Source organism: Paraliobacillus sediminis, from assembly GCF_003426055.1.
In genome coordinates this window covers 889,575-915,709 of sequence record NZ_QJSI01000002.1, presented here as the reverse complement: position 1 = coordinate 915,709, position 26,135 = coordinate 889,575, and the positions used below count along the sequence as shown (strand labels likewise).

The 26,135-nt window shown below is 34.5% G+C and carries 30 protein-coding genes; 24 read left to right on the top strand and 6 right to left on the bottom strand.

Translation table 11 applies throughout. The features are described from left to right. Positions 1-62 precede the first annotated feature (62 nt). The 19 genes from D2K60_RS10695 to D2K60_RS10610 all read left to right on the top strand — a co-directional run bounded on the left by D2K60_RS10695 (position 63) and on the right by D2K60_RS10610 (position 14,842). Positions 63-1,760: a methyl-accepting chemotaxis protein gene (locus D2K60_RS10695; protein WP_117169987.1), complete on the top strand. Its 1,698-nt coding sequence runs from the start codon at positions 63-65 to the stop codon at positions 1,758-1,760. A 278-nt stretch (positions 1,761-2,038) separates the two neighbouring features. Then, positions 2,039-4,456 (top strand): Na+/H+ antiporter subunit A, encoded by a 2,418-nt coding sequence (locus D2K60_RS10690; protein ID WP_117169986.1) that lies wholly within the window; start codon positions 2,039-2,041, stop codon positions 4,454-4,456. Between the two features lies 1 nt (position 4,457). Next, positions 4,458-4,880 carry a Na(+)/H(+) antiporter subunit B gene (locus D2K60_RS10685; RefSeq protein ID WP_117169985.1) on the top strand — a complete coding sequence of 141 codons (423 nt, stop codon included), beginning with the start codon at positions 4,458-4,460 and terminating at the stop codon, positions 4,878-4,880. After that, the gene (locus D2K60_RS10680; RefSeq protein WP_117169984.1) at positions 4,880-5,218 is read left to right on the top strand and encodes a Na(+)/H(+) antiporter subunit C; all 339 of its coding nucleotides are present in this window, start codon (positions 4,880-4,882) and stop codon (positions 5,216-5,218) included. The genes D2K60_RS10685 and D2K60_RS10680 overlap by 1 nt, the downstream gene beginning before the upstream one ends. Next, positions 5,211-6,704, top strand: coding sequence for a Na+/H+ antiporter subunit D (locus tag D2K60_RS10675; RefSeq protein ID WP_117169983.1), 1,494 nt, complete (start codon positions 5,211-5,213; stop codon positions 6,702-6,704). The genes D2K60_RS10680 and D2K60_RS10675 overlap by 8 nt, the downstream gene beginning before the upstream one ends. A 24-nt stretch (positions 6,705-6,728) precedes the next feature. After that, a complete protein-coding gene (locus D2K60_RS10670) occupies positions 6,729-7,205 on the top strand; it encodes a Na+/H+ antiporter subunit E (RefSeq protein ID WP_117169982.1) in 477 nt (158 codons plus the stop codon). Beyond that, positions 7,205-7,486 (top strand): Na(+)/H(+) antiporter subunit F1, encoded by a 282-nt coding sequence (locus D2K60_RS10665; RefSeq protein ID WP_117169981.1) that lies wholly within the window; start codon positions 7,205-7,207, stop codon positions 7,484-7,486. Before D2K60_RS10670 ends, D2K60_RS10665 begins: the two co-directional genes overlap by 1 nt. Continuing rightward, entirely contained in the window at positions 7,467-7,811 is a 345-nt protein-coding gene (gene mnhG / locus D2K60_RS10660) for a monovalent cation/H(+) antiporter subunit G (RefSeq protein WP_338048365.1), read from the top strand. The genes D2K60_RS10665 and mnhG overlap by 20 nt, the downstream gene beginning before the upstream one ends. Before the next feature lie 377 nt (positions 7,812-8,188). Beyond that, the gene (locus tag D2K60_RS10655; protein WP_420818824.1) at positions 8,189-8,494 is read left to right on the top strand and encodes a rhodanese-like domain-containing protein; all 306 of its coding nucleotides are present in this window, start codon (positions 8,189-8,191) and stop codon (positions 8,492-8,494) included. A 12-nt stretch (positions 8,495-8,506) separates the two neighbouring features. Next, positions 8,507-9,634: an MBL fold metallo-hydrolase gene (locus D2K60_RS10650; protein ID WP_117169978.1), complete on the top strand. Its 1,128-nt coding sequence runs from the start codon at positions 8,507-8,509 to the stop codon at positions 9,632-9,634. 22 nt (positions 9,635-9,656) lie between these two features. Then, a complete protein-coding gene (locus D2K60_RS10645; protein WP_117169977.1) occupies positions 9,657-10,454 on the top strand; it encodes a sulfite exporter TauE/SafE family protein in 798 nt (265 codons plus the stop codon). A 77-nt stretch (positions 10,455-10,531) separates the two neighbouring features. Next, on the top strand, positions 10,532-11,011 hold the full coding sequence (locus tag D2K60_RS10640; protein ID WP_117169976.1) for a DsrE/DsrF/DrsH-like family protein: 480 nt from the start codon (positions 10,532-10,534) through the stop codon (positions 11,009-11,011). A gap of 24 nt (positions 11,012-11,035) precedes the next feature. Continuing rightward, complete coding sequence (locus tag D2K60_RS10635) at positions 11,036-11,332, top strand: rhodanese-like domain-containing protein (RefSeq protein WP_117169975.1); 297 nt, start codon at positions 11,036-11,038, stop codon at positions 11,330-11,332. 37 nt (positions 11,333-11,369) lie between these two features. Continuing rightward, a complete protein-coding gene (locus D2K60_RS10630) occupies positions 11,370-11,600 on the top strand; it encodes a sulfurtransferase TusA family protein (protein WP_117169974.1) in 231 nt (76 codons plus the stop codon). Between the two features lie 30 nt (positions 11,601-11,630). Beyond that, on the top strand, positions 11,631-12,014 hold the full coding sequence (locus tag D2K60_RS10625) for a DUF302 domain-containing protein (protein WP_117169973.1): 384 nt from the start codon (positions 11,631-11,633) through the stop codon (positions 12,012-12,014). Positions 12,015-12,277: 263 nt separating this feature from the next. Further along, positions 12,278-12,895: a class I SAM-dependent methyltransferase gene (locus D2K60_RS10620; protein WP_117169972.1), complete on the top strand. Its 618-nt coding sequence runs from the start codon at positions 12,278-12,280 to the stop codon at positions 12,893-12,895. A 329-nt stretch (positions 12,896-13,224) separates the two neighbouring features. Continuing rightward, entirely contained in the window at positions 13,225-13,395 is a 171-nt protein-coding gene (locus D2K60_RS20655; protein WP_162880751.1) for a hypothetical protein, read from the top strand. Between the two features lie 204 nt (positions 13,396-13,599). Then, positions 13,600-14,154, top strand: coding sequence for a peroxiredoxin family protein (locus tag D2K60_RS10615; protein ID WP_240335333.1), 555 nt, complete (start codon positions 13,600-13,602; stop codon positions 14,152-14,154). A 232-nt stretch (positions 14,155-14,386) separates the two neighbouring features. Continuing rightward, on the top strand, positions 14,387-14,842 hold the full coding sequence (locus D2K60_RS10610) for a Dps family protein (RefSeq protein WP_117169970.1): 456 nt from the start codon (positions 14,387-14,389) through the stop codon (positions 14,840-14,842). A gap of 398 nt (positions 14,843-15,240) precedes the next feature. Here D2K60_RS10610 and D2K60_RS10605 read toward each other — a convergent pair whose 3' ends face one another. From D2K60_RS10605 to D2K60_RS10590, 3 genes are all read right to left on the bottom strand, one after another. Beyond that, positions 15,241-15,363: a YjcZ family sporulation protein gene (locus D2K60_RS10605; RefSeq protein ID WP_117169969.1), complete on the bottom strand. Its 123-nt coding sequence runs from the start codon at positions 15,361-15,363 to the stop codon at positions 15,241-15,243. A 113-nt stretch (positions 15,364-15,476) separates the two neighbouring features. After that, positions 15,477-15,995 (bottom strand): spermidine/spermine N(1)-acetyltransferase, encoded by a 519-nt coding sequence (paiA, locus tag D2K60_RS10600; protein ID WP_117170386.1) that lies wholly within the window; start codon positions 15,993-15,995, stop codon positions 15,477-15,479. Positions 15,996-16,841: 846 nt separating this feature from the next. Then, positions 16,842-17,630, bottom strand: a complete 789-nt coding sequence (locus tag D2K60_RS10590) for an HAD family hydrolase (protein ID WP_117169967.1) — start codon at positions 17,628-17,630, stop codon at positions 16,842-16,844. A gap of 198 nt (positions 17,631-17,828) precedes the next feature. Between D2K60_RS10590 and licT the strand changes: the two genes are divergently transcribed. The 3 genes from licT to D2K60_RS10575 all read left to right on the top strand — a co-directional run bounded on the left by licT (position 17,829) and on the right by D2K60_RS10575 (position 21,594). After that, positions 17,829-18,695 (top strand): BglG family transcription antiterminator LicT, encoded by an 867-nt coding sequence (gene licT, locus D2K60_RS10585; protein WP_117169966.1) that lies wholly within the window; start codon positions 17,829-17,831, stop codon positions 18,693-18,695. A 121-nt stretch (positions 18,696-18,816) separates the two neighbouring features. Then, positions 18,817-20,649, top strand: a complete 1,833-nt coding sequence (locus tag D2K60_RS10580) for a beta-glucoside-specific PTS transporter subunit IIABC (protein WP_117169965.1) — start codon at positions 18,817-18,819, stop codon at positions 20,647-20,649. Positions 20,650-20,688: 39 nt separating this feature from the next. Next, the gene (locus D2K60_RS10575; RefSeq protein WP_117169964.1) at positions 20,689-21,594 is read left to right on the top strand and encodes an AEC family transporter; all 906 of its coding nucleotides are present in this window, start codon (positions 20,689-20,691) and stop codon (positions 21,592-21,594) included. A gap of 60 nt (positions 21,595-21,654) precedes the next feature. On the opposite strand, the gene D2K60_RS10570 is transcribed toward D2K60_RS10575, so the two are convergent. The 3 genes from D2K60_RS10570 to D2K60_RS10565 form a co-directional block, all read right to left on the bottom strand. Further along, entirely contained in the window at positions 21,655-22,512 is an 858-nt protein-coding gene (locus D2K60_RS10570; protein WP_117169963.1) for a Cof-type HAD-IIB family hydrolase, read from the bottom strand. A gap of 116 nt (positions 22,513-22,628) precedes the next feature. Next, complete coding sequence (locus D2K60_RS21135) at positions 22,629-22,754, bottom strand: hypothetical protein (protein ID WP_275896249.1); 126 nt, start codon at positions 22,752-22,754, stop codon at positions 22,629-22,631. Beyond that, positions 22,744-23,247, bottom strand: a complete 504-nt coding sequence (locus D2K60_RS10565) for a hypothetical protein (RefSeq protein WP_117169962.1) — start codon at positions 23,245-23,247, stop codon at positions 22,744-22,746. Before D2K60_RS10565 ends, D2K60_RS21135 begins: the two co-directional genes overlap by 11 nt. 529 nt (positions 23,248-23,776) lie before the next feature. Between D2K60_RS10565 and D2K60_RS10560 the strand changes: the two genes are divergently transcribed. Together D2K60_RS10560 and D2K60_RS10555 are read left to right on the top strand one after the other, a co-directional pair. Further along, entirely contained in the window at positions 23,777-25,216 is a 1,440-nt protein-coding gene (locus tag D2K60_RS10560) for an arabinan endo-1,5-alpha-L-arabinosidase AbnB (RefSeq protein ID WP_420818816.1), read from the top strand. Positions 25,217-25,438: 222 nt separating this feature from the next. After that, entirely contained in the window at positions 25,439-26,110 is a 672-nt protein-coding gene (locus D2K60_RS10555; RefSeq protein WP_117169961.1) for an HAD family hydrolase, read from the top strand. Positions 26,111-26,135 lie beyond the last annotated feature (25 nt).

Sequence of the window (26,135 nt, the reverse complement as noted above, 5' to 3'; positions counted from 1 at the left end):
CTTTCCGAATTAAAACCGATAATAAAAAAGATATAATTATAAAAATATGGGGGATTGTCAACATGAAGAGATTAACGCAGTTCAAGTCCATTCGGACAAAAATTTTACTTGGTTTTTCAGTAATTATAATATTGATTCTTGGTTATAGTACGTATAATATTGTTTCTTCGACTATTATTCAGACAGATACAGAGGATATTACTGATTATCAATTGCCTCTATTAATTGCAGATGAAGAATTAAAATATAGTATTGTAGAGCGTATAGGATTGGCGCGTGCATATATATTGTTTGGTGATGAGAGATATAAAGAATTATTTAATGGATATACAGAAACTAGCATAGCATTAGAAGAAGAGGTATTAAGTTATTCCGATTCAGAGGAACTAAAACAACTCATTACGGACAGTCAGGAATGGCAGAAATCAGTTGAAAAGAATATTTTTGATGCATATGATCAAGGAAACGTTGCTGAAGCAGAGACGTACTTACAAAATACAGCAGAACCATTCGCACAAGAAATAAGAAAGGGTTTCACTTCCTTAGTAGAAACAAGAGAAAATATTATTACAGAAGCTGGTAATGAACTTTTGGCTCAAAATGAAGTAAACAGTACAGTAGGATTTGTTGTTGGTTTAGTGATTTTAGTAATCGCAGTGGTGATTGCGTTACTTATAGCGAGTATTATTACGAAACCGATTAAGCTTGTAAGTGAGCAAATGAATGAAATCTCTAATGGTAATCTATCGATAGAACCACTAGAAGTTAAATCACGAGATGAAGTTGGACAGTTAATTGAGTCTATGAACAGCATGCAGGTGAATTTAACAGAAATTGTTGCGGAAATTCAAGAAGTATCTGGATCTGTTGCAAGTCAAAGTGAAGAGTTGACACAATCTTCTAATGAGGTGAGAGAAGCAAGTGATCAAGTTGCGACGACAATGGAAGAATTGTCATCTGGTGCTGAGTCACAAGCTGATACAACAACTGATCTTGCGAGTTCAATGGCAGATTTTTCACAAAAAATAACAGAGGCTAATTCAAAAGGAGAGCGAGTTTACCAATCTTCTCAGGAAGTGATTGATTTAACTAAAGAGGGTAGTCAATCGATGGACAGCTCTATTATGCAAATGGGACAAATATTCCAAGTCGTAACAGATGCAGTTAGCCAAGTTAAAGGTTTAGATGCACAATCAAAAGAAATTTCAAAACTAGTAAGTGTTATAAAAGATATTGCAGAGCAAACAAATTTATTGGCGTTGAATGCAGCGATTGAAGCAGCGCGTGCAGGTGAACATGGTAAAGGGTTTGCAGTTGTAGCGGATGAAGTTCGTAAGCTAGCAGAGCAAGTGGGTGTTTCAGTAACGGACATTACAGGCATTGTCGGTAATATTCAAAAAGAAACCAAACTGGTAACTACTTCGCTTGAAGGTGGGCATAAAGAAGTTGAGAAAGGTATGAATCAAGTTATGTCAACTGGAGAAACATTTGAAAAAATGAAAGTAGAATTAGATGATATGGCTACAAGTATTCGTGATATCTCGAATAATTTAGAATTAATCAACCAAAATAGTGATACAATGAACAATGCAATTGAAGAGATTGCTTCCGTTTCGGAAGAATCTGCTGCAGGAATTCAAGAAACAGCAGCATCGATCGAACAAACAAGTACATCGATGGAAGAAGTTGCAACTAGTTCAGGTAAATTAGCAAAACTAGCGGATAGTTTAAATAAAGTTACTGCTCGTTTTAAATTGTAGGTTTTTAAAATCCGATCAGCTTGCTGATCGGATTTATTTATGTAATGTATGGCGCTTACATTGTGGAAAAATAAAAAAAATAATATTTTTTTATGCTGTGTTTCTTCATATTTAATAATAACGTCAAAAATACAATGCTTAAGCAGTTTCGTTAATTGCGAGTAAAAAATAAATCATGTATACTTTTTTATATTGTCTGATATAAAGAGGAGTCATAAAATAATCGATTACTACTTTATGAAAAATATTAGTTTTTTAATTTGAGGAGGTCTAGGCTCTTGTCTGCATTACATATTGCAATTATAGTACCATTTTTATTGGCATTAATTGTTCCGTTGTTATACAACAAAATACCAAAAGTTCACACGGGTTGGTTTGTATTAATATTACCAACTATTTTGTTTGCTTATTTGATAAGCTTTATTCCAACACTTTCAGCAGGTGAAGTTGTTGTTAGGAAATTAGCTTGGGTCCCTTCACTTGGTATTAATTTTGATATCCATTTAGATGGTCTTTCCTTATTATTTGGTTTACTGATTACGGGAATAGGGGCACTTGTTGTTTTATACTCGATATTCTATTTAACCAAAAAAGGGGAGGCACTTCATAACTTTTATTTCTATTTACTAATGTTTATGGGTGCAATGCTCGGAGTTGTATTATCAGGAAATCTAATGGTTATGTATGTATTTTGGGAATTAACAAGCTTGTCATCATCCTTATTAATTGGCTATTGGCACCACCGCGAGAAATCACGTTATGGTGCACAGAAGTCGATGCTAATAACCGTAACCGGTGGTTTTGCAATGCTCGCTGGTTTCGCCTTGCTGTACGTTATGACAGGTACATTTACAATAACCGAAATTATTACACAAGCAGATGTTGTAGCAGCTAGTAATTTGTTTATCCCTGCTATGTTACTTATCCTTATGGGTGCATTTACCAAGTCGGCACAGTTTCCATTTCATATTTGGTTACCTGACGCGATGGAAGCACCAACACCAGTTAGTGCTTATTTGCACTCTGCAACAATGGTTAAAATGGGGATTTATTTAGTAGCTCGATTAAGTCCCGTCTTCTCTGGTGCTCCAGAATGGTTCTGGATCGTTTCAGGTGTCGGTTTATTCACCTTACTGTGGGGTTCATTTAACGCAGTTCGACAAACAGATTTAAAGTCGATTCTTGCTTACTCAACAATCAGTCAGTTAGGTATGCTTATGAGTATGTTAGGCGTAGGATCTGCTGCAGCTTACTATGGTTATGAAGCTGGCTATACCGCTGCAACTGTTGCTGCGATTTTCCACTTAATTAACCATTCAACCTTTAAAGGTAGTTTGTTTATGGTTGCGGGTATTATTGATCACGAAACAGGCACAAGGGATATTCGAAAATTGGGTGGTTTGATGACCTTCATGCCGATTACCTTTACCATTTCGATCATTGGTGCCTTTTCGATGGCTGGTATTTATCCGTTTAACGGTTTCTTAAGTAAAGAGATGTTTTTAGATACTATGTTAAACGCTACCGAAATTGCTGATTTTAATATGCAAACATTTGGCATATTGTTCCCAGTAGTTGCATGGGTAGCAAGTGTATTCACTTTTATCTACTGTATGATTCTTGTATTTAAACCATTCACAGGCAAATATCAGCCTGAAAAATTAGATAAAAAGCCACACGAAGCACCAATTGGTATGTTAATCCCACCAATTATCTTGGCTAGTCTTGTTGTCTTGTTTGGTTTCTTTCCAAACATTTTGTCAGACAGTATTATTGAACCAGCAGTTCAAGCAATTTATCCAGCTTCGTTAACTGGAGTGGAAAATTTTGATATCCATATCTCAGCTTGGCATGGTATTGATTATTCACCATTGCATATGACAATTGGTATTATTATTATTGGTACGCTTATGTATCTGACACTGTCAAAATGGCAAAAGGTGTATCAGTATTTACGATTGCATCAAAAAGATCCAGTCAACTATGTTTATGACTTTTTATTAGAGAAATTAGTAGTTGTTGCAGCAAAAATAACGAATATCCAAATAACAGGTTTGCTACGTGATTATTTTGTATACATGTATGTATTCTTACTTGGTTTAACCTTTTATACGATGTATCGCTTTGATGCTTTTGCAATTGATACGACAAATGTTGCGCCGATCCCGCTTTATGTATGGTTCGTTGTTGCTGTTGTCGCAGCGGCTGTCATTGCTGTGCCATTCATAAATAACCGGGTGGTCGCAATTATATCTGTTGGTTTTGTTGGGTTTTTAGTATCTCTATTTTATGTTTTATTCCGTGCTCCTGACTTAGCGTTAACACAATTGTTGGTCGAGACAGTAACGACTGCATTGTTCTTGCTTTGTTTCTATCATTTACCTGAGTTAAGAAAAGAGAACTTTAAGCCATCGTTTAAATGGGTGAATGTTATTATCTCAGTTGGTGTTGGTGCATTGGTTACAGTAATGGCTTTAAGTGCCTTATCATTTGGGAACAAAAAACCATTTGAATCTATCTCCCAATATTATATAGATAATGCACATGATCTTGGTGGCGGAGATAATATTGTTAACGTAATTTTAGTTGATTTTCGTGGGCTTGATACGATGCTTGAAATTCTAGTATTGGGTATTGCGGCATTAGGTGTTGTTACGTTAATTAAATTACGTATGAGTGGAAAGGAAGATGTTTAAGATGAAAAATAATTTATCCTTGCATACGATTACGCAAATTGCAGTTTTCATTGTACTCTCCTTTTCATTTTACTTATTATTTGCAGGACACAGTAATCCTGGCGGTGGTTTTATTGGTGCATTGATGGCTGCATCCGCAATTGTTCTGTTGTACATTAGTTTTGATTTAAAAACAATCAAAAAAGTTTTACCATTTTATTATCCGTACTTTATCGGTACAGGATTACTTATTGCAATGGGGACTGGGGTAAGTAGTACGTTGTTTGGTTATCCCTTCCTAACACAATTCTTTGATTACGTAAAACTACCTATTCTTGGTGAAACAGAGTTAACGACCGCATTAGTGTTTGATATTGGTGTATATCTCGTCGTGATTGGTGTAGCACTATTAATAATTACAACGATTGCGGAGGATGAGGCCTAATGGAAATTTTAATTGTAGTTTTAATTGGCGTACTTTTTTCAGTAGCAACTTATTTAATTTTAACAAAAAGTTTATTCCGTGTTGTTCTAGGAACGGTATTGATTTCACATGGTGCACATCTTCTAATTTTAACGATGGGTGGCCTAGGTGGCGAATCAGCTCCACTATTAGGTGAAGATGCTTCAAGTTACACGGATCCATTACCACAAGCATTAATTCTAACAGCAATTGTTATTAGCTTTGGTATGACAGCATTATTACTAGTAATGACGTATCGTACCTATAAAGTACATCAAACCGATGATTTAGATAAATTAAGGGGAAGATCAGATGAGTAATTTTTTAATGCTGCCAATATTGCTGCCAATGTTTATTGGTACGCTATTAATCTTTTTTGCAAAAAAACATAAATTACAACGTGTGATCGCTGGAATTGCAGTTATAGCACAATTAGGTGTAGCGGTATACTTAGGTTATATGGTATATGTCGATGCGACCCAAATCATCACGTTAAATGTTGGGGATTGGGATGCACCATTTGGTATTGTGCTAGTAGCAGATATGTTAGCAACGATGATGGTACTCTTATCAAGTATTGTTGGTGCCGTTTGTTTATTCTTTGCATTTAAAACAATCCATAGCGATCGCGAGAAATTTTATTTCTATCCATTTTACTTTTTCTTACTTACAGGTGTAAATGGTGCTTTTCTAACAGGTGATTTATTCAACTTATTTGTTTTCTTTGAAGTAATGCTAATTGCTTCGTATGTATTAATTGTTCACGGTGGAACTGGTTATCAATTACGTGAATCTTTTAAATATGTTGTAATGAATATGGTTGCTTCTGCGTTCTTCCTTGTGGGACTTGCATTGTTATATGCAACAACTGGAACATTAAATATGGCTGACTTAGCTGAACGCGTTCAAGTAATGGGTCAAGAAGGCATTCTAAATGTTATTGCGATAATCTTTTTGTTTGTTTTTGGGGCAAAAGGTGCCTTGTTTCCACTTTACTTTTGGTTACCTAAATCTTATTACGGACCTCCAGCAGCAATCTCAGCGTTATTTGGTGGTTTACTAACGAAGGTCGGTATTTACGCGATCATTCGAATATTCACATTAATATTTATCCATAATACAGGGTTTACACATACTATTATTTTGGCACTTGCTGGCGCTACAATGTTTTTCGGTGTGCTTGGTGCCGTATCACAATTCGATTTCAAACGAATCTTGTCTTACCATATTATTAGTCAAGTAGGTTACATGGTAATGGGATTAGGTATCTATACGCAGTTAGCATTAGCAGGCGCTATTTATTATATTGCACACCATATTATTGTGAAATCTGCACTGTTTTTATTTGCCGGTGCGACCGAAAAAATTACTGGAACGACCGATCTAAAGAAAATGGGTGGTTTATTAAAAACACATCCATGGGTAGGCTGGCTTTTCTTTATCTCTGCAATGTCACTTGCTGGTATTCCGCCACTTAGTGGATTCTTTAGTAAATTTGCATTGATATTGTCAGCAATACAAGAACAAAGCTATATTATTGTGACAGTAGCATTAGTTGTTGGAATTTTAACCTTGTTCTCCATGATGAAAATCTTCATGTATGCATTTTGGGGAGAAGCAACAATTCCAGCTGATAAAATAAATAGGAAAGAAATGTTCTCGTTATTACGTCCTATTATTCCATTAGTAGCTTTGACGATTTGCTTAGGATTTTTCGCGGAACCAGTATTTCAATATTCACTAGGAGTTGCTGATCAAATCCTAGATCCAGCCAATTATATACAAGCGGTCCTAGGTTCAAAATAGATCACTAATTAAAGGGGTAGTGCAATGGCTTTACAAATCTTATTAAACCTTAGCATAGCGTTAATATGGATGTTATTAACAAGTCAATTTACTTTTTCATCCTTTCTTATTGGGTATGTGATAGGGGTATTATTATTATACTTATTCCGACGCTTTCTTCAATTTGATATATATTTCTCTAAAATTATTGCTTTTGCTAAATTAGCACTTCTTTTTCTAAAAGAAATGGTAATAGCAAATATAGATGTTGCAAGAATTATTATAACGCCAAAATTAAAAACAAATCCTGGGATCATTGCTTATCCAACAGAACTAAAATCAGGATTAGAAGTAACGCTATTAGCAAGTCTGATCACGTTGACACCTGGGACACTTGTGATGGCTTTCTCGGATGATCAGAAGACGCTTTATATCCATACATTAAATATTGACAGTAAAGAAGCTGTAATTGCTGGTATAAAAGATACATTTGAAAAAGGGATATTGGAGGTGACAGATTAATGCTAGAAACGGTTGCTTGGATCGTATTAATGATGTTATCTGTTGCCATCGTATTGTGTTTTATTCGAATGATTATTGGACCGTCCATTTTTGATCGTATTGTTGCTTTAGATTTATTAGGTATAACAATGATAGGATTTGTTGGTATGTTAATGATTATTCAGCACACGTTGGTATACGTGGATGTTATATTAGTTTTGGGTATCTTATCTTTTGTAGGAACAATTGCCTTATCGAAGTATATGGAAGGGGGCGTTGTCATTGACAGAGATAATCATTAGTTTTTTTGTGCTACTTGGTGCGTTGTTTATGTTGTTAGGTGCGATTGCGATTGTTCGGTTACCTGATGTATACACGCGTATTAATGCAGCAACTAAAGCCTCAACACTAGGTGTTGTTGGTATTATGATAGGTTTATTCTTATTCTTTGTATTTGAAGATAATATTGTAAGTGGAAAGATCTTATTAACAATTATCTTTGTGTTTCTAACAGCACCAATTTCTGGTTTTATGATGGCCCGTTCCGCTTATCATATGGATGTACCGATTTGGAAACATAATACGAGAGACGATTTAAAGGATGCCCTGAAACAAAAAAATAAATAAATGAAAGACCTGCTAAAAGGAAGATCAATTCTATAGCAGGTCTTTGTTTATTGTTTAAATGTGTTAATGTTCGGAATAAAGGGAAAATAAAGATAAAAGCAATAGAATTGATCACAGATAAAATAAAAAAAGCTATAAAAGGCATGTTTCCAGCATCTTTCTCATGTTGGAAAGAAAAAAATGAATTTAACACTTGAAATTATACCTTGCAGGGTATATGATATGAAAAGTAAGTCGTTGTCATGTTGACGAACTTTTTTATTTCACTGATTTTATACCCTTGTAGGTATAAGAAGCTAATTTTGAAAGGAGTGAAAAATGTGGAAATTGTCTTTGTTAGTGTCGTTATCTTACTTGCTTATCTAGTAATAAAACGAATGTTTCCTACGAAAGGGATTCGAATGATTACGACTAAAGATTTGAAAAGTGAATTAAAGGACAAAAAGAAACAATTCATAGATGTTCGTACGGTTAACGAATTTAATGGTAATAAGATTAAGGGATTTAAAAACATCCCGCTACATGAATTGAAACAAAAAGCTGTGACTGAACTTAGTAAAGATAAAGAATTAGTTGTTATATGTCAAAGTGGCATGAGAAGTCAGCAAGCATGTAAACAATTAAAAAAATTAGGATATAACCAAGTGACAAATGTCAAAGGTGGCATGAATGCTTGGCAATAGGAGGTTTTATAAATGAAATTAACTGAAACAACAGCAAAAGAAATAACCCATAAAGTGATAAACAAAGAAGAATTATTCATCTTAGATGTACGAACAGAGGATGCATTTGAGGATTGGAAGATCGAAGGAGAAAATTTCACGTATTTAAATATCCCATATTTTGATTTAATTGATGGGGTAGAGGGTATGATAGACCAGCTTCCAAAAGATAAAGATATTCTAGTTGTTTGTGCAAAAGAAGGTTCGTCTGTAATGGTTGCAGAGATGCTTGCGGAGGCTGGAATACATGTTTCGTACCTTAAAGGCGGTATGAAAGCCTGGAGCGAACATCTTGAACCCATTAAAGTTTCAGATTTAAAAGACGGTGGAGAATTGTATCAATTCGTTCGGATTGGAAAAGGTTGTTTATCCTATATGGTCCTATCAAGTGGAGAAGCAGCAGTAATTGATCCCGTGCGGATGACAGATGTATTCACAAACTTTGCAATCGAAAAAGATGTTGAAATTAAGCATGTACTAGATACACACTTACACGCAGATCATATTTCAGGAGGACGCACGATCGCTGAACAAACAGGTGCAACGTATTGGTTACCTCCAAAAGATGCAACAGACGTAATGTTTGATTATCAAGGTTTAGTAGATGGTGCAGCTATTACTATTGGTGCAACAAAAATTGATATTCAGGCACTCTATACGCCAGGCCATACGATTGGTTCTACTTCGTTTATTATTGATTCGCATTATTTGTTAACAGGGGATATCCTCTTTATCGATTCAATAGGCCGTCCTGACTTAGCGGGTAAAGCTGAAGATTGGGTTCAGGACTTGCGTGTAAGTCTCTATGAGCGCTATACATCTTTGTCTGATGACTTAATTGTATTGCCGGCACACTTTATGATTATTGATGAATTAAACGATGATGGTACAATAGCTGCTAGACTGGGTAATCTTTTTGCTTCAAATCACGGACTAAACATTGACAATGAAGATACGTTTAGAAAAATGGTAACTGAAAATCTACCACCACAGCCAAATGCATATCATGAAATTCGAGAAACTAATATGGGGAAAGTCACACCAGATAGTGAAAAACAACGTGAAATGGAAATTGGTCCTAATCGCTGTGCTATTCGATAAACGGGACTAGGGGGATGTGAAAATGGATTTTAGTGATATTAATATAGAATTTGTGCTTGTCATTTTTCTTATTGGGTTTATTGGATCTTATCTTTCTGGCATGCTAGGAATTGGTGGATCAATTATAAAATATCCAATGTTACTGTATATACCTTCACTGTTTGGAGTAGCAGCTTTTTCTGCTCATGAAGTATCTGGTATAAGTGCAGTACAAGTTCTTTTTGCAACGATTGGTGGCGTATGGGCATATCGCAAAGGTGGCTTTCTTAATAAGGATTTAATTATCTATATGGGCGTAAGTATCTTAATAGGTAGCTTGCTTGGTGGATATGGCTCCAAACTAATGCCGGGCGAAGCAATAAATTTTGTTTACGGTATTCTAGCTTTAATTGCTGCAGTCATGATGTTGATACCGAAAAAGGGAACAGATGACATTCCTTTTGATCAAGTTACATTTAACAAACCGTTAGCAGCAATTCTGGCACTGATTGTCGGGATTGGAGCTGGTATTGTTGGTGCAGCAGGCGCATTTTTACTTGTACCAATTATGCTTGGTGTTCTAAAAATACCAACACGGATGACAATTGCTTCATCATTAGCAATTACATTTATCTCATCCATTGGTTCGACAATAGGGAAAGTCACAACAGGGCAAGTGGAATATATGCCAGCGGCTATTATGATTGTCGCCAGTTTAATAGCATCACCACTTGGTGCTCACGCTGGTAAAAAAATAAATGCAAAACTGTTACAAATTATTTTAGCAGTATTAATTGCAGGAACCGCAATAAAAATTTGGCTCGATATTTTAGCTAATTAAGCTATTTTTTAAAAAATAAATTAAATACCTGTACATGTATATGTATTGATAATAAATAAAAATAGGAGGATAACTATATGGGAGCAACAAAAAAAACAACGATTGTCTTATTTAGTGGAGATTATGATAAAACAATGGCAGCTTACATTATTGCAAATGGTGCAGCGGCTTACGATCATGAAGTAACAATTTTCCACACGTTTTGGGGTCTAAATGCACTAAGGAAAGAGAATCACGTTCCTGTTAAAAAAGGTATACTAGAAAAAATGTTTGGTAAAATGATGCCTAAAGGTGCCGATAAAATGGGTATATCAAAAATGAACTACATGGGAATGGGACCGAAAATGATCAAGAAAGTAATGAAAAAGCATAATTCGATGCCATTACCAGACCTAATTGATATGGCGAAAGAGCAAGACGTCAAGCTAATTGCTTGCACGATGACGATGGATTTATTAGGCTTACAGAAAGAAGAGTTATTAGTGGACTTAGAATATGGTGGGGTTAGTGCATATATTGGTGATGCTGAAGATGGTAATGTCAACTTATTCATATAATTTAAATAATGGAGGATGTTAATAATGAAAGAAATTACTGCAGAAGAACTAGCAAATAAAATAGCAGACAATGAGGAACTAAACTTGATTGACGTTCGTGAGGATTTTGAAGTGGAAGAAGGAAAAATCCCACAAGCAAAACATATCGCGCTAGGTGAAGTAGAAGAGCGTATCGAGGAATTAGATAAAAATAAGCATTACTACATGATATGTCGTTCAGGTGCGAGAAGTGGTAATGCAGCACAATTTTTAGCTGAAAAGGGATACGATGTAACGAATATGACTGGCGGCATGCTTGCATGGCCTGGAGAAGTAAAGTAAAAACTAAAATAGTGTAAAAAATTAGGAGGAATTAGAAATGGAAAGTACAAAAGTATTAGACGCAAAAGGATTGGCTTGTCCAATGCCAATAGTAAAAACGAAGAAGGCAATGGCAGATTTGCAAACTGGAGAGATTTTAGAAGTACATGCAACAGATCAAGGTTCAAAAAGTGATTTAACTGCATGGGCTAAATCAGGTGGACATGAGTTAGTAAAAGATACAGATGAAGGCGACGTTCTTAAATTTTGGATTAAAAAAGGCGAGTAACGTTACGCAAGAGAAAGGGGCTAGATTAGATTGTTTCATTATACGGTAGAATCAAATAAATCAATTCAAGAAACGGTACAAGCCTTAGAGGTAAATTTAAAAGAAGAGAAGTTCGGTATCCTTTGGCAATTTGATATTAAAGAAACGTTAAACAATAAAGGAATTGATTTTGAACAACCCTATCTTGTTTTAGAGGTATGTAATCCAAAAGAAGCCGCTACTCTTTTAACGAAAAATCAACTGGTTGGTTACTTCTTACCATGTAAAATCGTATTATATGAAGACGCTGGTAAGACAAAAATTGGTATGCCAAAACCAACGGCATTAATTGATTTAGTCGAAGAGGAAGCATTAGTTTCATTAGCAAAAGAAATTGAAGATAAGTTAATTCGTGCGATTGACAAGAGTATATAATTAATTTTATTTTTGGACAAACGATACTAGACTTTTTCTGAGATATTTCATATAGTTCAATACTGTTATAAGGATTTTAATATTAAAAAAACAGCATAAGTAAACGAAAGAGTCTTAAAAAAGATGTTGCATAGAATATATGCAGCATCTTTTTCTTTAATTAAATTCCATTAACTTGGTTGCTTTCTCTAATTGGTCTATTATACTATAATAGACATGCATTTTGATGTTGCTAAACAAATTTTATTAAAGCGGTGACTAGAATGCTAGAAGATACAGGAGAGCGTGTTATTCTTGAAAAGATGAAAATAACAAATGATTTATTAATTGAACACGTCGCACGGTATCACTTTGCACTCTTTTTTATTAAAGGACGCGTTTTAGACTTTGCTTGTGGAACGGGTTTTGGAACCCATATTATTGCGAAAAAACTTAAAAATGAAATAACCGAAGTAATTGGTCTTGATATTAGTACAGATGCTTTGGAGTATGCAAAACATCATTATTATCACCCGAAATCATCTTTTTTTCAGGCAGATGTGACCGATTCAAGTTTAATTGAGCGTTATGGTGAATTTGATACGATTGTTAGTTTTGAAACACTTGAACATATAGAAGCAGAAGAAAATTTTTTATCTAATGTGTATAAGTTACTTAAGCCTGGTGGTAAATTAATCCTATCGACCCCATTTGGTGAGGGAAGAGATAAACCCTGTGGTTCACCGTTTCATGTTCATCAATTGACACCTGAAGAGTTTGAACAATTATTTGCAAATTATTCAACGGTAACCCATTATGTTCAAAAAGGTGCATTAATTGAACCAAGAGATCATGCAACGTTAGATAAACATCCACTAGGAATTGTTGTCTGTGAAAAATAAAGACTGTCTTTTAAAAGATTATTGAATTATAAACTGCATCATAAAATCCCTTACATCGGAATTTTCATCAACTACGATGTAACTGAATTTTCCGCCCCGCTTATCAAGTGAAATTGACTCCCTTTCCGCAGGCACGGCTTCAGCTAACTCGGATAAGCAAAGGACGCTTTCCGAGTGGATCTTCAGCCGGTGCTGTTCCTGCAGGAGTGTCGTCAATTTCACTTGACACGCTAGTTTCTTATACCGTGATAATAATAGAGATAAATTACTTCGTTATATAATAATAATGATATTTGTCACAAAGATACGCTATCCAGCGAAGGAAGCAAATGGGTGACACTCTAGTGGGAACAGCACAAGCCGAAGATCCACTTGGTAAAGTGTTTTTCTTTACCAAGTTAGCTGCACAGAAAGGGAGCCCATTTGCTGACATAGCGGGTAAGGAAGTTACGTCGCAGTTTCTATCAACTATGTATTTTAAACAAATAAAACTTTTGTGAAAAAGTCAGACATTCAAATTGTCTGGCTTTTTTGTATGCGAAATGTTTTGTGCATGCTTAATAGGAATGAAAAATTGTGGACAAACATAATTTAAAATAGACAATCAGAAAAAACTAAAGTGTAACTAATTGACCAGATAATAAGATACCAAATATAAGAACGGATGGTTGTCTAATTTAGACTGGGAGGTGTTTATATTGAAAATGAGAATGATGAGCCTTATCTTAGTGGGTATGTTTGGTTGGGCAGTTTATGATTTTATAGACAATAATGAAGCAGAGGTTGAAATCATACAACTAACAGAAAAACAGGAAGACCAGGTTCAACAAACAAGTGAAGGACTAGAAATTGGAGATGCGGCACCAAACTTTCGTTTAAAAACCTCAACTGGGGGGAATATAGAACTAACAGCATATCGCGGACAACGAGTAGTCTTGAATTTTTGGGCAACATGGTGTCCTCCTTGCCGAGTTGAAATGCCTGATATGGAAAAATTATATTCGGAGAAGAATGTTCAGGTTCTAGCGGTTAACTTGACACAATCAGAGGCGAAAATAGAGGATGTGACGGATTTCGTTACAGCGAATAAATTAACTTTTCCTATTCTTTTGGATGAACAGCTTGAAGTGGCGACAAAATATGAAGTTAGACCGATTCCAATAACGTATATGATTGATTCTAATGGAATTATTCAACATAAATCACTCGGGGCCTTAAGTTATCAACAAATGGTGCAAACCCTAGACGCGATAGAATAATGTAGTGATACTACATAAAAAGTAAAAAAAGAACCAAATATTTTTCTTGTTCTACACTATTTGATATAATTAACAGGCTTAATGCAAACCAAGAAAAGAGATCGCATATTTCAATGCCAAATAGTTTATAGTATCTATTATCGAAGAATTTGTTATAAGACTAGACATAAATCACTCATTAGATTATAATTATTATAAAGTGATAACAATTACAATAAACGGAGGAATTTAAATGACTACAAAAAATCAAACATTACAAGATCAATTGAACCAATTAGTAGCAACACATGGTGTATTTTTCACGAAACTTCATCAACATCATTGGTACGTTAAGGGCCATAACTTTTTTGTCCTACATGAAAAATTCGAGGAACTATATAATGAAGTGAATATGAAGTTTGATGAATTTGCGGAGCGTCTCCTAACAATTGGGGGGAAACCATATTCTACGTTAAGTGAATTTTTAGCGAATGCAACTATTGAGGAAAAGCCGTATAGTGAACATGTTCCTGCTGAAGCTATGGTTAATTCAGTAATCAGTGATTATAAGATTATCCAAAACGATTTAGCAAAGGGTATTGAACTTGCTGGAGAAGCAGGGGACGATATCACAGAAGATATGCTAATTGGTTACAAAACAAGTGTAGATCAAACATTGTGGATGTTATCTGCGTACGTGAGTAAATAAGTTTAGGTATACTAAAAAGCAGTACTTCCTGAAAATATGGAAGTACTGCTTTTTTATTTGGCATGAAGCAAAAGGCAGCCAGTACAGCGGTCGTTATATGTAGTGTTTTAAGTAGAAAGATAATATATAAAATACGTTAATAGATAACGTAGGAGTTCCAAAGAGTAGGTGAGAAAATTGTGCAATATAGAAACTTGGGGAAGTCATCAATTGTAACAACTCTCACCTACATTAAAATTGTAACAGACTCTGATAAGTAAGGGAAGTAGGCTTTTAAAAATCAGTCTAAAAGCGGATGCCTTTAGGTCTTAGGAAGTAGTAATTAGTAATTAGTATATATGTAAGTAGGCAAAGCAAGTACTTTGCTTACTTTGCCGGTTAGATATTTTTACATTTGTTTAATAAAAAGACGCACCTACAATAATTAAAAGAATAAACAATACAACTATAAGCGCAAATCCGCTACCAGCACCTGTTGCAGGAGTAGCACAACCAGCACCATATCCTCCATGATAACCCATGTTCTATCACCACCTTACTGTCTTGACTACTTATAGACTATGTCATAATCAAAAAGTGTTGAGGGCAAATGACCAAATTAATATGAATTGGGCTTTTTAATCATTAAATCAAGTTAGTGGAGTGTTTTTGTCATGATTAAGTCGACTTGTTCTTCATCGCCCATATAAAAGGAGTGGGCGTTAGTTTGGATAAACCCTTTTCTATGATAAAATGCAATGGCATTTTCATTTTCTTCCCAGACGCCTAGCCAGATTTTCTTTTTCTTTTGTTTCATTGTAATATCTATCGCCTTATTCAGCAGGAGCTTCCCAAGCCCATGTTTTTGAAATTTCTTTTTTATATAAATCCTCTCTATTTCAAGTGAGTCATCTCCCATTGCTTCAGACTGGGCATCGGCGGTATTGATCTTAAGGTATCCAGCAACTTCATGATTAAAATAAACAAAAAAGAATTGTGAAGAGCGATTGGTTAATTCCTCTTCCAATTGCTTCAAATTAAATGCCTTTTCTAAATAGGCATTTATCTGTTCGTGGGAATTGTTATCCTTAAATGTCTCGTTAAATGTTTCAACACTGATTTCTTGAAGTTCGCTTGAATGTTCGAGGTTACACTTCGTTATTTTTATAGTCATTTGAATAGGTTGCTCCTTCATTTGATTAATATTTTTTCTTGTTACCCATTTTAACAAATTCCCAATCTTTTTCGATAAATCCTTCTAACTTTTGATGTGACTGTCTAGTCTATTTGATCAACTAATAACATCTAACTTTAACAAAAACATTTTTGTGAAAATACTGCGTAAGAAAACCTTACAAAAGAAGCGAAACATCTAGAATCCTGTGTTACATTTAATACATAGAAATTGTAAGTATCCCAACAATACTTGCAATATTCAAATTCATTGCTCTCCGTTTATTTTAAAGTGTCTGCTATGTAAAACTAGCAATAAAAAAGCCAAAATACCCCCTGTGTTTTGGTTTTTTTATGTTCTTTTTTATTTGGCGCTGTTAAATTTGTTGTTGGGGGTTTGATCAATGCCATATGAACTTATCAAGGGATTATTTGATAGTTCTCATTATGTCTCTAATTTTACCGCTAATTTTTAAGAAGAAAGAAAAGAAAGATACTGGTTTTGTCATTTCATATTATAAATTGAGTTATAGAAGAAAAATGATTCGAACCCTATGGATGCTTCCGATGATAGTTATGTCACTAACTACAATATGCTTATATATAGATGAGAATTTTAATGAAATTATAATTGTCTCCATTTTTTTATTAGTAATTTTTTTAATGCAGTTTTTTTATAACTATTTTAAGTGGAAAAAATATGAAAAGTAATTATGATAACTTGTGAGACATTCTGTTTAAAGCAAATGCCGCGTTAGTATAATAAACCGATATTATGGAACTCCCTCATCTATAGAAGTTCCATTTTAATATATCAAATAGCAGCATTAAGCTTTAACAAAGCCTTTTACTTAACCAACCCTAATTGTTTTAGTCCGTTGAAAATACCATTGTCATCGACACTAGTTGTACGATGTTTTGCAAAAGCGAACAAATCAGGATGCGCATTTCCCATTGCAAAACCTTCTCCTACGAATTCAAGCATTTGTTTATCATTCATCCCGTCACCAAATGCAATTGTGCTATCTTTTTCAAAACCAAGAAGTTCGATAACATGTTTGATGGCACGACCTTTATTTACACTTTCTCGAATGATATCGTAACTATGCATGAGACCTTCCACATTAACCTGAGAGAAAAAGATCGGCTCATCTGTTTCATATAATTTAGGATCATCTTCTTCTAGATTCATCAGTGTAATCCCTAAAACGTTGTCCATTTCTGCCGATGTAAATAGAGAAGTGTCTTTTAAATCAAAGTAGCTAGTGAAGTCTTTGATGACTCCCGAATCTAATGATGTCATCAGGCTTTTGTTATGTGTATATAAAACCATTTCATGAGGATTTGCTTGGCAAACATGAAGGAAATGTTTGACTGTATCCCGTTTCATTGGTTTATTCAATATTTCTTTGTCTTGATATATAGCATAGGCCCCGTTGTAGCCAATGAAAGAATGGACATCTAGTTCATCAGCTATGTCAGTAACTTCGTGTAGTGGCCGTCCTGTCGCTAAGAATATTTCTATTCCTTGTTCTTTTACTTGCTTTATTGCATTTTTTGTCGAATGATCAATCGTATGATCTGCTTTTAAAATTGTTCCGTCAATGTCTAAAAATAATATTTTATAATTTGTCATGGTAGGCTCCTTTTTAAAAAAACGATCTAATGAAAAGTTTATCATAAATTTCTACAATAGAGAATGTAAATACTGTAGTTTACCATATAAGAAGAAAATGCTATAGTAATGGAAGGTTTAAGTTTGATACGTATGGAATAAACTTATTTTCATAGTTCGGATACAGTAGTTTAAAACTTATTTAAAGGGCGAATGTAGATGCAAATAAAAAAAGTCTTAAATAACAATGTTGTTGTAACGGAAAATGAACAGCAAAAAGAATTAGTTATGATGGGAAGAGGCCTAGCTTTTCAAAAAAAAATCGGTGAAGAAATTGAATTAGAAAAGGTTGAGAAAACATTTGTTTTAGAAGGTGAAGGCTTTACCGATAAATTAGCAGAGCTTTTAAGTGAAATCCCGGAACAGTATTTTGAAATCGCTGCTAAAATAATAAATTTTGCAACAAGTCGGTTATCTTATAAATTAGATGATTATATTTATGTTGCCCTAACAGATCATTTGAGTTTTGCAATTAGCCGATATAAACAAGGGATTAATTTATCGAATGCCTTATTATGGGAAATAAAGAAATTCTATAAAAATGAATATGAAGTTGCAAAAGAAGCGCTAACTATTATTAACGAAGAATTAGGCATCAAACTGCCAGACGACGAAGCAGGATCTATTGCCCTACACTTAGTGAATAGTCAACTCTCTGGTGAGAATGTGGAAGCAACTGTAAAAGTAACTAAAATGGTAAACAGTATCTTAACAATTGTGAAATATCATTATAATATTGAAATAGATGAGACGTCGCTTAACTATGAACGATTTTTAACACATTTAAAATTCTTTGCCTTGCGATTTATACGAAATGAAGGTAAGGAACATGAAAGTATAGATGCCTTTTTATTTGAACAAATAAAAACGAAATATAAAAAAGCATATGATTGCAGTGAAAAAATTGCAGCATTTGTTGCTAAATCATACAATTGGGATATAACCGATGATGAAAAAGTCTACCTAAGTATTCACATTCATCGTGTAACCAGTAGGGAAGCGCAAAAGCGTCAATCAGATATATAGTTTGTTCGTTAATGAAACCTAAGACTACATTTCGTACAGAAACTGCTCATCCGTAGTTGGTTTGTATTGAACTGATAGCTTAGGTTTTTTTAATCAAGGGAAAGAAAGTGGTGTTTTTCTTATGAATTATAGTCAGTTAGCTGAGAAAATTATGCTTTATGTCGGTGGTGAAGAAAATGTTTCGCTTCTACATCACTGTACCACTAGGTTACGATTTAAATTAATCGATAAATCAAAAGCTGATCAGCAGGCACTCCAAAAATTATTAGGTGTTATTCAGGTAATGGAAAGTGCAGGACAACTACAAATCGTAATTGGGAATGATGTCAATGAAGTCTATCGAAAAATAGAAAAAAATAGTACGTTAGGGGATAGAATTCGAACTGAAACGTATGAAAAAACATCTATTCTAAATTATCTGATTGATATTATTTCAGGTATTTTCACTCCGTTATTGGGTGCAATGGCTGGTGTCGGTATTTTAAAGGGTATCTTAATTTTATTACTCGCATTTAACGGGTTAAAAGAAGATAGCGGTACCTATCAAGTGTTATATGCGGCTAGTGATAGTTTATTTTATTTTTTACCGCTTATTTTGGGTATAACAGCAGCAAGGAAATTTGGTGCGGATCCTTACGTCGCTTTTGTTGTTGCGGGAGCATTAGTATATCCAGATTTAATTACTACATATGAATCGGGTGTGGCGTTAACTTTCTTGAGCTTACCAATTTATTTAACAAACTATGCAACTTCTGTCATCCCGATAATTCTGACTGTTTTTGTGATGTCTAAAATAGAACCTATACTGAACAAAATTTTTCCTAGTGCGATAAAGACATTTTTTACACCACTCGTGCTAATTGCGACAATGGTTCCTTTAACTTTATTAGCGTTTGGTCCGTTTGGTAACTTTGTTAGTGGTTGGCTTGCTGAAGGGTATAGCTGGATTTATAGCAATAGTACAGTAGTAGCGGGTATAGTAATGGGCTCTTCATGGCAAATACTTGTCATGTTCGGTCTTCATTGGGGTATAGTTCCTATTGCAGTAAATAATTTAAGTCAATTTGGTTCGGACACACTTACTGCGATGTTAACCCCTGCTATTTTCGCCCAAGCAGGGGCGGCACTTGGTGTATTTCTTAAATCGAGGAAAAAACAGGTCAAATCAATAGCGGGTCCTGCTGCTATAGCGGGCCTCTTTGGGGTTACGGAGCCAGCTATATATGGCATTACGTTACGATATAAAAAACCGTTTATCATTGGCTGTTTTGCTGGAGCACTTGGTGGCGCAATTGCAGGTATATCTGGTGCAAGTTCGTCATCACTTGCTGTACCAGGTCTTGCCTCCTTGCCTGTATTCTTTGGACAGGGTTTCACATTGTTTTTATTAGCGGTAGCGATAAGCTTCATTAGTGCTACTGTATTGACTTATTTTTTCGGGTATCAAGATGAAACGAACGAGCAAGTTGCAACGAATCACCAAACAGAAAGAGCTATAAAAAACATAACGATTGCTAGTCCATTTAATGGTGCACTTCTGCCGTTAGAAGAGGTGCCAGATGAAGTCTTTGCCTCAGGTGTGGTTGGCAAAGGTATAGCGGTTGTACCGATTGATAAGAAATTATATGCACCAGTAACTGGTGTGGTTTCAAGTGTCTTTCCAACAAGTCATGCGATAGGTTTTACATCGGAAGAGGGTGTAGAAGTTTTAATTCATGTAGGGATTCATACGGTTCAATTGGGCGGTGAATATATGGAAGTGTTCGTGAAACAAGGAGACTTAGTTGAGCAAGGGCAACATATTGCAACAATAGAAATTGAGAATATTACGGCATGTGGTTATGATATCATTACACCAATTCTTGTAACAAATACAGGAGAATATACAGATGTTTTACCTATTGAAGAAGATAACATAATGGTAGGTGAAAGACTGATTACAGTTATTTTATAAAAAATAGATAGAGTACTTTTAGTTGAGGGAGCTTTTGATATGGATGGATTTAATCAGCAATTTATCTATTCCATTCTAATTATTGGTTTAGGTTATTTATTAAAAGAAACAAAAATAATAAAGGAAAGTGATGGAGAAGGATTGGGACGTGTGATATTTAATCTTACGTTACCAAGTTTAATTATTGTAACATTTCACGATATTGTGATTGAACCTTCTTTATTTTTATTAGTGATAGCAGCTATTCTTGCAGGTTTCTTGTTTGTATACATCGGTTTATTTGTTTTTAGAAACGAGCAAAAAAGCACAAGAGGTATGTTGCTGATGATGATACCTGGTTATAATGTAGGCTTATTTGCTTATCCACTGGTAGAAGGTATTTGGGGCGCAGAAGGGATCAAATATTTTGGTATGTTTGATGTAGGTAATGCATTTATCGTGTTTGGGTTAAGTTATTTGATGGGTAGCTTCTATGCTAGTGAGGAAACCAAGATTACATCAAAAGAAATTACGCTTAAATTAGTAAAATCGATTCCGTTAATGACATATATGATTGTGTTTCTGTTAAATATTGTACACGTGCCATTACCGAATGTATTAATTGATACAGCTTCTATTATTTCTGGTGCGAATATGCCGTTATCCCTTTTATTATTAGGTATTTATTTAAATTTTACTTTTCATAAAGAATATTTGCGCTTAGTTGGGAAGTTTATTTTCGCTCGATTTGGGGTTGGATTACTTATTGGAATTCCGCTCTTTCTCTGGTTGCCAGTTGATTTGATGTTTCGTTATACACTCTTGATTGCTTTAATATTACCAACTTCCATGTCTTTATTACCTTATGCTGTTGAATTTGGTTACGATAAAAAGTTTGTTGGAACGGTATCAAATATTACGATGTTACTTAGCTTCTTTTTGATCTGGATAATCATAAATTTATAGGTAATACAGAAGGAAAACAACAAAATCCACTATTCCTAATCAGGAACAGTGGATTTTGTTTTATTTATTTAAAAGTGCTTCAATTGCTTTTGCTACACCGTGTTCATTGTTACTTAATGTTGTGAAACCACATGCTTCTTTAACAGCTTTTTCAGCATTTCCCATTGCGACACTATGTCCAACAATCTTTAACATAGACAAATCGTTATAATTATCGCCAATTGCCATGGTATCTTTTAAAGCTATACCATTTTCAGCTGCAAATAACGACAATGCAATTCCCTTTTGTGCTTCTGGATGATTAAATTCTGCATTGTCAAAACCAGATGATGTAATAATGACGTTATCTTTGTCTGAGAATTGTTTTTTTACTTTTTTAAGTGTATCTACTTCTAGAGAAAAGGCAAGTGCTTTATAAACTTCAATGTTTTTATCTGCAATAAGCCCGTTGAAGTCATCCGTTGTTTTAAATTCTTCCTCTTGGAAGCGTAATGCTGCGCGCTCTTCAACTTCTTCACGTGAAACTTCAGGATGAGATGAAAGCATGATGTTAAGAAGAACTTCCATAAATTTTGCGCGGTCAGGAGAATAAATACCTTGATTTGTATATAATTCAAAATAGGCTTCTTTTTCCTGACAGTGTTGTACAATTTTTTTACTGATCAATTTAGAAAGTGGGATATTACGTAATCTTTCTCCTTTTTCTGAAAAAACATTTGCGCCATTCAAACAAATAATAGGACAAGTTATCCCCGCTGCTTGTAATGGCTTGTTTGCAGCTGAATAAGAACGTCCAGTTGCAACAACAACTTTTATTCCTGCTTGGATCGCTTTCTTTAATGCTGCTACGTTTTCGTTACTTATTTCTCCGTTTTCATTTAATAAAGTTCCATCTAAATCTGTAGCAATAAGTTTCATGTAATTACTCCCTTTTTTATGTAGGATGTCAGTAAACACCACGATCTCTCTATTATAAGAATACACAAGAAGTAGGTCACATGCAACGAATGCAGCCCTACTTCTACAATTCTTTACTATTCTTTTACATCAAGTATATTTTTAACCCAACGATCTTTTTTTTCTCTAAATTCACTTAGATACGTTTGACGTGCTTTAACTTTATTTTGTATTTGTACGACCATTTCTCTTTTATTCTTCATCCGACTTCACCTCCTTATCTAAAAAGGAAGACATCATATCAGTCATTGATTTTAATTTATCTTCATCCTGAAGCATATCTTTCATCATAGACATCGCTTGTTTAGATAAAGCAGGATCTTTTAACACATTGTTCATTAATTCAGGTGTATCACCACTTTCCAATAGTTTTTTCATTAAATTACTTAGGTTAGTATCAGTCATTTTTTTCACCACTCCTTTCGTTGTATCATGCATGAAAAATGCCTTTATTTTCTGGAAAAGTTGATTGAACCGTGCTCTATTTTCTGGTTGTCTACAGATAGTTAGAAGACTTTCTAATTTATCAATCGTTTCTGTTTGAAGGTTTTTTTGCTTCCAATCTATCCGAATTTGATCTAAAAAAGTTAAACCTTCTGATGGTTGATTTGTCATTGTTTCTTTTGTTCTGTTGGCTTTTATTTCTCGAAAACGCCCTGAAGCAGTGCGTTCGAAATATAGTATGTTATCTCTCAAATTTTACACCTACCTTTATTTTTTATAGTGTATAGATACGCAAACAGAAATAATTCGACCGTGTTATTGTCACGTAAAAAGGTTAAATAGAGTGAATACCTATAATCACTTTTAAAATATAGGAAAATAACCCTAGTAAAACAACCATTTTAAAAAAAAGTAGTAATTGATGTATAATTGTCCATTCATTTTTCTCTATCGAACATAGATTAACATTGTGAGGCCTCCACAAGTTATATAAATGATAGATAGGAGGGAATAGAATGGCTATTATAGCTGCTTTGGTATTATTGTTCTTTTGGTTCTTTATTTTCACACCAATTATTTTATTGGTTGCGGTATTGGCCGCTTTAGGTATTTAGTATAAAAAGCGCTAGTTTAACTACTAGCGCTTTTTATCTTATAAGGATATGTGTCCTAATATCACCTCCTTTTTAACAAATAGTACGTATCTATTTCTAGAAATCTATTACTAAATAAGGTATGATTAAAAAAGAATTTAGATGTGCAACTATGGGGAGGAAAATTTGTGAAACGAAAGAAATGGAAAGTAGAAATAATAGGAATAGCTATAGCAGGTAGTCTTTTATTAACGGGTTGTAATGAAAGCGATTCCAATACGAATGAAGTAAAAGATCTGGAGGAACCAGATTTTCAAAATGTGACGGTACATGACCCATCAGTTGTTAAAGATGATGAAACTTTCTATGTATTTGGATCACACTTAATGTCTGCTAAATCAGATGATTTAATAGACTGGGAGCAAGTTTCTAATGGTGTTCATGAAGATAATGTACTAATTCCTAACGCTGCTGAGGAAATGGAAGAAGCATTGACTTGGGCAGAAACGGACACATTTTGGGCCGCAGATGTCATTCAATTAGAAGATGGTAAATATTATATGTACTACAATGCTTGTAGAGGTGATTCACCCTTATCGGCAATGGGTATTGCCACATCTGATGATATAGAGGGGCCATATGAGGATCAAGGCGTTATTCTAAAATCTGGTATGACTGATGAGCCAAGTGAAGACGGCGATAATTATGACGGAACACAAGATCCAAATGTTGTTGATCCAGATGTTTTTTATGATAAGGATGGAAAGCTATGGATGGTTTATGGTTCGTATTCAGGCGGGATCTTTATTATGGAATTGGATACAACTACTGGAGAACCTTTACCTGATCAAGGTTACGGTAAAAAATTATTAGGTGGAAATCATAGTAGAATCGAAGCACCATTTATGCAATATAATGCTTATACCGGTTATTACTACTTATTTTTATCGTATGGTGGTTTAGATGCGATTGGTGGATATAATATGCGTGTAGCTCGATCTGAAAATCCAGATGGTCCATTTTTGGATGCAGAAGGAAAAGATATGATTGAAGCAAAAGGAGCAGATGGTAGTTTTTTTGATGATGAAGCAGTTGCACCATATGGCGCTAAGATAATGGGGAATTTTACATTTTCTGATGGAGATGGTTATGTATCACCTGGCCATAACTCTACTTATTATGAAGAAGAAACAGATGCGTACTTTCTTTACTTCCATACGCGTTTTCCAAATCGCGGCGAAGAACATGAACTACGCGTACACCAAATGTTCTTTAATGAAGACGGTTGGCCGGTTATTGCCCCTCACCGCTACGGTGGCGAAGAAATAGAGTCATATAGCGACGATCAAGTAACGGGCAGTTATGAATTTATTAATCATGGAAAAGATATATCGGAGTTTGCTAAATTAGCAGAACCCATAGAGTTAGAATCAAATGGTAAGATTAGTGGAGCTATTACAGGTGAATGGGAATTAGAAGGAAATCAGATAACAATTGATATCGATGGCACGAGTTACAAAGGCGTGTTCCTATCGCAATGGGATTCAAATTCATCTGAGCAAGAGATGGCATTTTCCGCAATGTCGGATGAAGGTGTAACAATTTGGGGTAGTCAATCAATAGAATAGGCAAAAGAAAAGTGATCTAGTAGAAAAGCTAGATCACTTTTTAGTCTTTCTAAAAAGTAGGGAAGTCTATATGATTTGGATTTTTGGAATAATACGTATAATATTATTTTCTGTTCTAATTTGGATAAAAAAAGTAGTTGTTATTTTATGTTAAAATGAATTAAAAATGTGATCGATTTCTATAGCATACTTTTTGATTGCTTAAATTTGGGAGATGGAAAGATGTTATTTTTTGATATTGATGCCACCTTACTGGACCATGAAAGAGCAGAGGAAAAAGGTTCAATTGAGTTCTTAAAAGAGAATAAGGAAGAATTAAAACTTAGCACAACTGAATTTGTGAAAAGATGGTACGAGCTATCTGATAAATACTACACAAAATTTTTATCAAAAGAACTGTCCTTTCAGGAACAACGTAGAATGAGAATGAAAGCGTTGTTTGGCAGTCACTTAAACAACGATCAAGCGGATAATAAATTCAATACGTATTTAAAGTTTTATAAATCGAATTGGAGAGCGTTTGATGATGTCATACCTTGTTTAGAAATTTTAAAGAAGCAGGGAAACCGACTTGGAGTAATAAGCAATGGTGATTATAAACAGCAAATTGAAAAATTAGAAAGTATAAATATAAGCAAATACTTTGACTGTGTTGTTACCTCAAGTGAAATTGGAGTAGCTAAACCTAATGCTACTATTTTTTTAAAAGCGTGTGATAAAGCAGATGTACCGATTCATGAAAGTTATTACATAGGCGACAGATTGAAAACGGATGCTATTGGTAGCAAGCATGCAGGGATGAAAGGAATATGGATAAATCGAAAAGATAAAACATCACATCCGGATGTCATTGTTATTCATAGTCTTAGTGAGTTGGCAGTGTTAAACAATTGACTTGTTTTATAGAATGAACATAAAG